The sequence below is a fragment of the Caballeronia sp. BR00000012568055 genome (genome assembly GCF_029439455.1).
GTDB lineage: Bacteria > Pseudomonadota > Gammaproteobacteria > Burkholderiales > Burkholderiaceae > Caballeronia.
Map to the genome: position 1 here is coordinate 1 of NZ_JAQFVG010000145.1, position 9187 is coordinate 9187.

Below are 9187 nucleotides of genomic sequence, written 5' to 3' on the forward strand. Positions count from 1 at the left end.
GCGTATGACAGAAGCGAATCAGAACAGGTGATAAATGCCCACCCGTCCCATGATCTGGTGATTGCTGGTCGATGCCGATCCCACCGCGCCATCGAAAATATCCGCATTCGATGCCGCGCCCGCTGCCTTCTGCCACACGCCCATCGCATAGAGCGAGGTACGCTTGGTCAGCGAGTAAGCCGTGGTCAAGCCGACCTGGTGATAGATCGGAATCGCCTGGTTGTAGCCGATATTGCCGTGCGTATAGACGTATTGCGCGCCCACGTACCACGCGGGCGTGAGGTTATAGCGTCCCCATGCTTCGTAGTTGTCGAAACGCACGGTGCCGTTCGTGCCGTTCGCATCGTTGAACTTGGTGTTCGTATAGTCGATGCCGAGCGTGGCCGCGCCGATTGCATAGTTGATGCCCGCGCCGAACACCTGTTCGTTGGCCGGATTGCCGACATAGCTGAACGGGCCGGACGCACCGATCGCCGCGCCCGTGGTATTGCCGATGTAATTGCCATCGGTGAGCAGCAGCGCGGGGTTCTTCGCATACAAGTACGCGCCCGCGATGGTGAACGGACCGAACGCATAGTTCGCGCCGACGCTCCACAAGCCGGTGGTGCCGCGTCCCGGTGCATTCGTGTTGGTGAACGAGTAGAGACCACCGAAGGTCAGCCCGCCTTCTTCGGACTCGCATACTTGACCGAGTTATCGACACGAAACGAGTTGTCGGTGTTGTCGATATCGCCTGCGTGAACCAGCGGTCCGGCGAGTTGTCCGGGCGCGGTCACGGGCTGAAGATAGTCCACCACGGAATCGTATTGACGACCCAGCGTGACCGTGCCGAAGCGCGTATCCGACAAGCCGACATACGCCTGCCGGCCGAACAGACGCCCGCCTTGCCGGCTTTGTCCGTTCTCCGTACTAAATCCCGCTTCGAGCTTGAAAATCGCAGACAGACCGCCGCCCAGATCTTCGCTTCCCTTCAAACCCCAGCGGCTGCCGTATACACCATCGTAAGTGCCGTCGCGCATGCGCCATAGCGAATGGCCGCCGCTGTTGTTCACATAGTCGATCCCTTCATCGATCACGCCGTACAGCGTGACGGACGATTGCGCGTGCGCATTTGCAGCGAGCAATACACCGCCCATCAACGTACCCGCGAAGCGAATCTTGCCCCAAGCCTTTGCCATGCCTTCTCCTCCGATCTCTCGGATCGTTTGTGGTTTGCGATCTGTCGTTATTGCTATAACTTTTTCTTCAACCCGCGCGTCGCCACGACGCGTTCTCCTGTCCTTCATCCAGCAAGGCGCGCGCAATTTCCGCCACGCGTTCGACATGCGCCCGCGCGGCATCGCGCGCGCGCGGGCCATCGTGCGCACGAATTGCGGCAAGAATCTGCTGCATCTCCTGAACCGCCTGATGCCCGCGATCATCAGATGCAATGGTCAACGCGCGCAGCCGATTGATCCGCGCCGTCAGCGATTGCACGATCTCCCACGCAACATGCTTCCGACCGCCGATAAACATGCGCTCATAGAACGCGGTCGTCAGATCGCGCACCGCGTGGTGGTCCTGTGTATCGAACGCGTGTTGAATGTGGCCGATGCATTCATCGAGCGCCGTGACGATTGCTTCATCGGCGCGCATGGCGCACGCCATCGCCGCTTCGCCTTCGAGCAGGGCGCGAATCTCGTAGATTTCCGCAGCGGACGCCATATCGAGAGTGGCGACGATCGGACCTTGATTCGGCAGCGTCTGAATCAGCCCTTCCGTTTCCAGATGACGCAGCACTTCACGCACGACGGTACGGCTCACGCCGAGTTCTTCGCAGAGCGCGCGCTCGACCAGCCGGTCGCCGGGTAGAAAGCGCGCATCGAGAATGGCGGTGCGCATTTTCTGCAACGCAAGCTCGCGCAGCGTGACGTTGGGACGTTCGACCTTCAGCGACGGCAACATGATGTCAGGCCTGCGCGAAAAGCCTGACATCGCGCGCGTCCCAATCGACGAGTGCCTGCGTGCCGATCACCAGACCGCTGTCGCGATGATCGCCCGCGGGCATGCGGATCGAAATTTCCTGTTCCCACGGCGTGGCGACGGCGTAGTGCATGGCATCGCCGAGATAGGTGATATCGCGCACGGTCACGGGCAATCCCGCACTGCCCGCCGATGCACCCAGCGCGCGAATCCGCATTTGCTCCGGGCGCACCATCAGCGTGCCTTCATCGCCGGCTGCGAGCGTGCCGTTGCCTGCGGTCGCGATGGCAAGCCCATTCGGAAACACTCCGCTCGACTCTTGCGCGCTGCTAGCCGTCACGCGCACTGGTAAAAAGTTAGAATTCCCGATGAAATTCGCCACGAACTTCGAAGCCGGATTTGCGTACAACTCCTCACCCGTCCCGCATTGCTCGATACGCCCTTTGTTGAACACCGCAATCCGATCCGACAGCCGCAGCGCCTCTTCCTGATCGTGCGTGACATAGAGAATCGTCACGCCGGTTTCCTGGTGAATGCGGCGCAATTCCAGTTGAATTTCCTCGCGCAGCTTCTTGTCGAGGGCGGACAGCGGTTCGTCCATCAGCAAGACGGGCGGATCGTAAGCGAGCGCACGCGCAATCGCCACGCGCTGCTGCTGACCGCCCGAGAGTTGCGCAGGCATGCGGTCACGAAACTCCGACAGATGCACGAGCGCGAGCATCTTCTCGACCTTGGCCCTCACTTCGGCATCCGGACGACGACGCACACGCAGCGGAAACGCCACGTTCTCGCCCACAGTAAGGTGCGGGAACAGCGTATAGCGCTGAAACACCATGCCGATATTGCGCTTGTTCGGCGCAACCGACAGCAGCGGCTTGCCATCGAGCAGCACGCGCCCTTCGGTCGGCTCCTGAAAGCCCGCGACGATATAAAGCGTGGTGCTCTTGCCCGAACCCGACGGCCCGAGAAAGGTCATGAATTCGCCCTTCTTGATGTCGAGCGTGACGTTATCGATGGCGACGACATCGTCATATGTCTTGCGCAAGCGCTGGATCTGCAGGAATGTCATGACACGTACCTCACTTCACGGAACGGGGACGGCGCAGCACCGCTGCCGCCAGCATTAAAAAGGTCGTCAGCGCGACGAGCAGCGAAGAGGCTGCGGCGACCACAGGCGTCAGGTCCTGACGCAAGGTCGACCAGATGCGCACCGGCAAGGTCTGCAACGTAGGGCTCGACATGAAGATCGACACCACCACTTCGTCCCACGAAGCCAGGAACGAGAAGATTGCGGCGGCGAAGATGCCGAGATGAATCGCCGGCAAGGTCACGCGCAGTTTCACTTCGAGCGGCGAGGCGCCGCACACGAGCGCGGCATCTTCGAGCGCGGTATCGAAACTTGCGAGCGAATTGCTGATGGAGATGATCGAGAACGGCAACGCGATAATCAGATGGCCGATCACGAAACCCGTCGTGGTGCCGTTCAGTCCGACGCGCAGGCTGAACGCATACAGCGCGACCGCGAGCACGACCACGGGCAGCACCATCGGCGTGAGAAAGAAGGCTTGCAGCGCGCCGCGTCCCTTGAACTTGCCGCGTGTCAGCGCAAGCGATGCAAGCAGCCCGAGCAGCACCGACAGCACGGTGACGATCACCGCGAGCTTGGCGCTGGTGAGCAGGGAATCGACCCATCCCGAATCCGTGAACAACTGGCGATACCACTCCAGCGTCCAACCCGGCGCGGGGAAAATCAGCCATTGCGAATCGCCGAAAGACAGCGCCACGATAAAGAGAATCGGGAGCAGCAGGAACAGGCCGACCGCGCAACCGATGGCGATCAACACCCACTTGAGCGAACCTAAACGATCGAAGTCGAGCAACATGTCACTTCCCTCCCATGCTGGCACGCGCACCGCCGGTAAAGCGCAGTTGCAGCGTGAACAAGCCCAGCGTGACCGCGAGCAACACGAACGCCGCCGCGCCCGCGAGTCCCCAGTTCAACAGCCCCTGCACCAGTTGCGCGATCAGTTCGGCAAGCATCATGTACGACGGTCCGCCGAGCAGCGCGGGCGTGACGAAGTAGCCGAGCGCCATCACGAAGACCATCAGCGCGCCCGATGCAATGCCCGGCGTCGCGAGCGGTACGAGCACGCGCCAGAACGCCTGCCAGCGGCTTGCACCGCACACGGCTGCTGCACGCAAGGTCGATGCATCGATGCTGCGCAGCGTCGCGTGCAAAGGCATCACGAGGAACGGCAGCATGATGTAGGTCATGCCGATCGTCACGCCGACGAGGTTATTCACCATCGCCAGCGGTTCGTTGATGATGTGCAGCGCCATCAGCAGGCGATTGATCGGCCCGGTCGATTGCAGCAGGACCATCCACGCGAAGGTGCGCGCAAGCAGATTGGTCCACATCGACAGCAGCAGGATGGAGAACAGCAGCGAACTGATCTTGCGCGGCGCGATGGCCAGCAGCCACGCCGTCGGAAAACCGATCACGACAGTGGCGATGGTCACCACGCTCGCCACCAGAAACGTATTGCCGAAGACCTTCAGATACGTGGTCGAACCCAGCAATTCGACATAGTTCTGAAGGCCGGGCGTCGGTTCCATGATGCTGCGAAGCAAGAGCGACAAAACCGGCAGCACGAAGAAAACGGCCAGCAGAAGCAGCGCCGGCGTGAGCAGGCGTAGATTGCGCCAGTCCGGTTTATGCCGCGTTTTCGGCGCGGGCGGTGCAACGGTATCGGTACTGAGGACGTTCGGCATGATGACTCCCAACCCAAGGAATTACTTCGATTGCCACGCGTACCAGCGCTTGGCGATGGCGTCGCGGTTCTCGGCCCAGTACTTCATGTCGAGATTGATCTGCGAGGCCTTGTAGTTGTCGGGCAACTGCTTCGCGACATCGGCGGGCATCGAGGCGGGCGACTTGACGTTGATCGGCGCGTAGTTGGTGTCGGTGGCGAATTTGGCCTGAGCCTGCGCGCTGGTTGCATAGGCGAGGAACTTCATGGCTTCGGCTTTATGCTTCGCGCCCTTGGGCACCACCAGCATGTCGGCGGCCGTCAGGTTCTGATTCCACGAGATGCCGACCGGTACGCCGGTTTGCGCGAGCGCGTGCAGACGGCCGTTCCAGAACATGCCCATCGGCGCTTCGCCGGATGCGAGCAACTGCTGCGATTGCGCGCCGCCGCTCCACCAGACGATGTCACCCTTGATGGTGTCGAGCTTCTTGAAGGCGCGATCGAGATCGAGCGGATAGAGCTTGTTGGCCGGCACGCCGTCCGCAAGCAAGGCGATTTCAAGCACGCCGGGCGCGGACCATTTGTAGAAGGTGCGCTTGCCGGGAAACTTCTTCGTATCGAACAGATCGGTCCAGTTTTGCGGCTGCGCGCTCGCATATTTCGCCTTGTTGTAGCCGAGCACGAACGAGTAATAGAAGCTGCCGACCGCGCTCGGCGTGGCGAAGCGCGGATCGAGTTCGTCCTTCTTCACGACGTTGTAATCGATCGGTTCGACCAGTCCCGCCGCCTGCGCGGCATAGGCGAAGTCGCCTTCCACATCGACCACGTCCCACGTCACATTGCCGCTTTCGACCATCGCCTTCAGCTTGCCGTAGTCGGTCGGGCCATCCATCAGCACGTTGATGTTGTTCGCTTGTCCGAATGGCTGCGCCCAGTTCTTCTGTTGCGCGGACTGCGTCGTGCCGCCCCAACTTGTGAAGACGATCGGATCGGCCGCTTGCGCGAGCGTGCTCATCGCAAACATAAAAGATGCTGCGAATAGAGCCTTTTTCGTGTTCATGTCTGTCTCCTGCCTGATTGGTATGTGAAGCCGCTTTTCAAGCGGTCTGGTTCGATATTCAGCTCAGCGGCGAAAAATTCGCCGGTTTCATGATCTTGTTTTCCATCTCTTCCATCAGCGCCTGAATCTTCGGCGCGAACGCCTGCCACGCCGGATCTTTGGCGAGCGCGGCGCGGCGTGCTTCGCGCTCATCGAGCGACGGATAAGCCCAGATATGCACGATCTGGTTCTGCGGTCCGATCTCCGAGAAGAAATAGCCGACGAGGTCTTTCAGATACTTTTTCTGCAAGGCGATGCCTTCTTCTTCGACCAGCTTCAGATAAGCGGGCACCGCGCCGGTCTTGATTCGATACGTACGGATTTCGTAGAACATTGGGTATCCGAAATATTTAATGAGAATGAGCCAGCGATTGAACTTTTCCGGCGGCGCTGTCGCCGACATAGATGCCGAACGCATCTTCGCTGCGCTCGCGCACGTAGCGTTGCAGCATCGAACGCACGGCGTCGTCGCTGATCTGCTCGAACGGAATGGCATCGCGCGATACCACGCGCACGCGCGCCGAACGCGATGCAAGACCGTCACTGCTCACGCGTCCGCGGTAGTACACATGCACGCCGTTGCTGCTTTCGAACACGGCGAACAGGAAGTCGAGATGCGCATCCAGTCCGAGCGTGGCGAGCACGCCGCGCAAGCTATTGGCATCGCTCGATGGTTCGAGGCGAATGCCTGCGGGCAATTCGAGACCGTTCGGGGTATCGAGCAGAACGATGCCGTCGTCGAGTTCGAGGATCGCGCCGACGCGGGCACGCGAACCCGTTGCAGACAGCGCTTCCTGCGACAGGCTGAAGTTCACGTATGCGCCTCGGCAATAGCCGAGCGGCGACGATGTCGTATGCGCGAAATCCACCACGCGGCCGATCAGGATGATGTGATCGCCTGCATCGACGACATCGTGAGTCTTGCAGTCGAAGCTCGCGGCCGCGCCGTTCATCAGCGGCGCGCCGGTGATGCGCGCGTGCCAGTCGACCTGCGTGAACTTGTCGGCGGACTTCGAGGCGAACACGCCCGACACGGCCTTTTGCCCTTCGGCCAGCACGCTCACCGCGAAGTGATCGGTGGCGGAAAACACCGCGTGACTCGACGCCGTCTTGGCGATGCATACCAGAATCAGCGGCGGATTGAGCGATACCGACGTGAATGAGTTCGCTGTGAAACCACGCGGCGAACCATCGGCCTGAATGGTCGTGACGACGGTCACGCCGGTCACGAATGCACCGAGCGCGCGGCGGAATTCCGCGATATCGATGGCCGGTTCTTTGAGCGTGTCGAGTGTATTGAGCGTGTCAGTCATGACGTTCTCCTGTTGATGAGGCGCGCATGGCCTGCGTGAGGAATGCGCCGAGCCGTTCGTTGACGCGCGACGCATCGGTGACGTTCATCATGTGGCGCGCCCCATCGATGATTTCCGCGCGGCCGTCGCGCGAGGCGGCGGCCATCGCTTCGGACATCGCGGGACTGGAGTTCGGATCGAACTCGCCGGTGAGAAACAGCGCGGGCATCGCCAGCGCGCCGAGCCGGCCGACATGCACGGCGTCCGAGCTCGCAAACAGCCGATAGGTCCGCGCATAGCCTTCTGGATTCACCGTAAGCAGCAGCGTGCGCAGGTCGCGCGCCGCGGCTTCGAGATACGCCGGCACCGGAACGCCGAACCAGCGCGCGATGGTGGCGTCCACGCCTGCGTCGCGCGCGCCGGCATCCAGCGTCGATGCGCGGTCCATCACCGCCGCGCGTTGCTCGGGCGTGCGGTCGTAGACGGCATTCAGCGCCGCGACGCTCGACGTGCGCGACGGGTGCGTCAGCGCGAATTCGAGCGCGACGAGCGCGCCCATCGAATGACCGACGATGTGCGCGCATTCGATCTTCAGCGCATCGAGCAAGGAGACCAGTTGCATCGCGTATTCGGCGAGCGTCGGCTCGGCGCTTGGCAGGGCGCTTTCGCCGTGACCGGGCATGTCGTACGCGAGCACCTGAAAGCGCGTGGTGAGCGCATCGACCTGTGGCGCCCACACGCTGCGATTCATGCCGACGCCGTGGATCAGCACGACCGTTTCGGCACGCTCACCGGCCCGCGACGCATACAGCGCGTAGCGCGTGCCGCCTGCCATGCCATCCGCGATCACGCGGCTTTGTTCCGGCTTCATCTGCCCTGCTCCCTCGAATTTCGCTTGATGGCTGCTTCGGTCCGTCACCTGATTTTTCACCAGATGATGGTATGCCATATTACGAACGAGACGAACGGCAAGGTATTATGGAATACCATGATACGGTCGACGAGAAATTACCGTGACGCGGGAAACCACGGACGAAAAAAAACCGCCTTGCGGCGGTTTTCATCGTGCGTCGGAGCGCGGTCAGTCGGGCTCGGCGAGGCGGCTGAGCGCCTGCTGCGCCAGTTCCGACACGCGCCGGATATGCGCAGACGATGCCTCGTGCGCCGCCGCGCCATCGCCCTTTTCGATAGCGGCGAGCAGCGTATTCATCTCCTGATTCGATTCCGCGCCGCGTCCGGTCGATGAAATCGTCAGCGCCCGCAGCCGGTTGATGCGCGTATTCAGCGTGCGCACGACCGACAGCGACACCGACTTCTGCGCGCCTTCGAACAGCGCGTCATAGAACGCTTCGGTCTGCGTCAGCACTTCGGCGAAGGCGTCTTTCGAGAACGCTGCCTCGATCTTTCGGCGAATGCCGCGCAGCTTCTTGATGACTTCCGGCGTCGCGTTTTCCGCACAAGCGCGCGCGGCATTCGCCTCGAGCAGTCCACGCAGTTCGTAGATCTCGGCGACTTGGGTAGGATCGAGCCGAGCCACAATGGGGCCCGTGCGCGCCACGGTTTCGACCAGTCCTTCAGTTTCGAGGTGACGCAGCACTTCGCGCACGACGGTACGGCTGACGCCGAGTTCATCGCACAGCGTACGTTCCACCAGGCGCGCGCCGGGGCGGAAGTAGCCCTGCACAATGGCCTCGCGCAATTTTTCGAGTGTCAGCTCGCGCAAGGTCTTGGCGTTTCTATCAACTTTAAGGTCGGACATTCGGCATTCGCAAAGAAAAGCGGCAGCATGCCACTGGAATCCCATATTATCGCCGAATGTCTGTGAGCTGTCTGTTAGATTTATTGAGAATGCCAGTTTGCTCACGGCAACTGAATCCTGTTCCAGACCGCGTAGTGATCTGCCAACGTACGACCAGTCGCTCGCTCTTGGCAGAACCCGGTCAACGCCTACTGCGCTTTTACGAGCCAGCGCACAACTTTTATGGCGGAAAAGGATTCTCGAAGTTTCCCTTTGCGCTTTGAATCGATGCGCAGAGTGCTTCTCCCACGTAACCTGAACGCAGTGGATTATGCAATTGGCAGCA

Annotated in this window: 9 protein-coding genes and 1 pseudogene; all 10 read right to left on the minus strand. The window is 61.1% G+C overall.

The features are described 5' to 3' along the window. Window positions 1-18 precede the first annotated feature (18 nt). Window positions 19-1136, minus strand: a pseudogene (locus P7F28_RS07990) (porin). Between the two features lie 109 nt (window positions 1137-1245). Continuing rightward, the gene (locus tag P7F28_RS07995) at window positions 1246-1944 is read right to left on the minus strand and encodes a GntR family transcriptional regulator (protein ID WP_277183979.1); all 699 of its coding nucleotides are present in this window, start codon (window positions 1942-1944) and stop codon (window positions 1246-1248) included. A 4-nt stretch (window positions 1945-1948) separates the two neighbouring features. Continuing rightward, window positions 1949-3031: an ABC transporter ATP-binding protein gene (locus P7F28_RS08000; RefSeq protein WP_277183980.1), complete on the minus strand. Its 1083-nt coding sequence runs from the start codon at window positions 3029-3031 to the stop codon at window positions 1949-1951. Between the two features lie 10 nt (window positions 3032-3041). Next, window positions 3042-3845: an ABC transporter permease gene (locus tag P7F28_RS08005; protein ID WP_277183981.1), complete on the minus strand. Its 804-nt coding sequence runs from the start codon at window positions 3843-3845 to the stop codon at window positions 3042-3044. A gap of 1 nt (window position 3846) precedes the next feature. Next, complete coding sequence (locus P7F28_RS08010) at window positions 3847-4734, minus strand: ABC transporter permease (RefSeq protein WP_277183982.1); 888 nt, start codon at window positions 4732-4734, stop codon at window positions 3847-3849. Between the two features lie 21 nt (window positions 4735-4755). Further along, complete coding sequence (locus P7F28_RS08015) at window positions 4756-5772, minus strand: ABC transporter substrate-binding protein (protein ID WP_277183983.1); 1017 nt, start codon at window positions 5770-5772, stop codon at window positions 4756-4758. Window positions 5773-5830: 58 nt separating this feature from the next. Continuing rightward, window positions 5831-6145 carry an NIPSNAP family protein gene (locus P7F28_RS08020; RefSeq protein WP_277183984.1) on the minus strand — a complete coding sequence of 105 codons (315 nt, stop codon included), beginning with the start codon at window positions 6143-6145 and terminating at the stop codon, window positions 5831-5833. A gap of 16 nt (window positions 6146-6161) precedes the next feature. Then, the gene (locus P7F28_RS08025) at window positions 6162-7124 is read right to left on the minus strand and encodes a flavin reductase (RefSeq protein ID WP_277183985.1); all 963 of its coding nucleotides are present in this window, start codon (window positions 7122-7124) and stop codon (window positions 6162-6164) included. After that, window positions 7117-7974, minus strand: a complete 858-nt coding sequence (locus P7F28_RS08030; protein ID WP_277183986.1) for an alpha/beta fold hydrolase — start codon at window positions 7972-7974, stop codon at window positions 7117-7119. The genes P7F28_RS08025 and P7F28_RS08030 overlap by 8 nt, the downstream gene beginning before the upstream one ends. 210 nt (window positions 7975-8184) lie before the next feature. After that, the gene (locus tag P7F28_RS08035; RefSeq protein WP_277183987.1) at window positions 8185-8862 is read right to left on the minus strand and encodes a GntR family transcriptional regulator; all 678 of its coding nucleotides are present in this window, start codon (window positions 8860-8862) and stop codon (window positions 8185-8187) included. Between the last annotated feature and the right edge of the window lie 325 nt (window positions 8863-9187).

What these genes read in the sequence shown, in the direction of transcription:
- P7F28_RS08025 (WP_277183985.1), bottom strand. Translation starts at nt 7,124, where the DNA reads ATGACTGACACGCTCAATACACTCGACACGCTCAAAGAACCGGCCATC.
- P7F28_RS08000 (WP_277183980.1), bottom strand. Translation starts at nt 3,031, where the DNA reads ATGACATTCCTGCAGATCCAGCGCTTGCGCAAGACATATGACGATGTC.
- P7F28_RS07995 (WP_277183979.1), bottom strand. Translation starts at nt 1,944, where the DNA reads ATGTTGCCGTCGCTGAAGGTCGAACGTCCCAACGTCACGCTGCGCGAG.
- P7F28_RS08020 (WP_277183984.1), bottom strand. Translation starts at nt 6,145, where the DNA reads ATGTTCTACGAAATCCGTACGTATCGAATCAAGACCGGCGCGGTGCCC.
- P7F28_RS08030 (WP_277183986.1), bottom strand. Translation starts at nt 7,974, where the DNA reads ATGAAGCCGGAACAAAGCCGCGTGATCGCGGATGGCATGGCAGGCGGC.
- P7F28_RS08015 (WP_277183983.1), bottom strand. Translation starts at nt 5,772, where the DNA reads ATGAACACGAAAAAGGCTCTATTCGCAGCATCTTTTATGTTTGCGATG.
- P7F28_RS08005 (WP_277183981.1), bottom strand. Translation starts at nt 3,845, where the DNA reads ATGTTGCTCGACTTCGATCGTTTAGGTTCGCTCAAGTGGGTGTTGATC.
- P7F28_RS08010 (WP_277183982.1), bottom strand. Translation starts at nt 4,734, where the DNA reads ATGCCGAACGTCCTCAGTACCGATACCGTTGCACCGCCCGCGCCGAAA.
- P7F28_RS08035 (WP_277183987.1), bottom strand. Translation starts at nt 8,862, where the DNA reads ATGTCCGACCTTAAAGTTGATAGAAACGCCAAGACCTTGCGCGAGCTG.